Origin of the sequence: Aphanothece microscopica RSMan92 (assembly GCF_046613545.2) — a bacterium.
Taxonomy (GTDB): Bacteria; Cyanobacteriota; Cyanobacteriia; order PCC-6307; family Cyanobiaceae; genus NIES-981.
This window is the reverse complement of record NZ_JBKKKY020000454.1, coordinates 1-504: the sequence shown is the minus strand read 5'-3', so window position 1 is coordinate 504 and position 504 is coordinate 1. Positions and strand designations below refer to the sequence as shown.

The following is a 504-nucleotide window of genomic DNA, read 5'->3' as shown; positions in this document are numbered from 1 at the left end:
GCAGACCGTCATAGCCGAAGGTGATCTCCTCCATCGCCGCCAGCCCGCCGATCACGGCATTGCTGAACGGACAGGTCACGAAGGCTGCGGCGGGTTCCACCAGCGTCACCGCGATGTCGGGCGCGATGCGGCGCAGGTGCCGCGCGGCGGCCGACCCGCCAAACCCGCCCCCGGCAATCACCACCTGCGCCCCCGTCGCCGCCCGCAGCATGGGCGCCGCCAGCCCGGACAGCGCCACGGCCGAGGCCCCGGCCAGCACGGCGCGGCGCGTGGGCGCGCGGGTCATGGCGCGGCCCCCCCGGTGGCGTCCAGATGCGCGGCCAGCGCCGCAACATCGGCGGGCGTCAGCCCACGCGCGATGCGCGGCATGATCGTGGATGCACCGGCGGTCTCTGCGCGAAACCGTTCCAGCGCCGCGGCCACTTCGGCGCCGGTCAGGCCGGCGAAGGACGGAATGTCGCCTTCGGCCGCCGCGCCCGGGGCGTGGCAATTGGCGCAGACCGC

General features: G+C 75.6%; 1 protein-coding gene and 1 pseudogene. Both read right to left on the bottom strand.

Annotated elements, in window-relative coordinates; translation table 11 throughout:
- A pseudogene (locus tag ACLD7X_RS18515) lies at window positions 1–286 on the bottom strand (hypothetical protein); the annotation flags it as partial.
- Window positions 283–504, bottom strand: a 222-nt coding sequence (locus tag ACLD7X_RS18510) for a c-type cytochrome (RefSeq protein ID WP_411425148.1), incomplete at its 5' end; no start/stop codon positions are given. The gene ACLD7X_RS18510 and the pseudogene ACLD7X_RS18515, both read right to left, overlap by 4 nt.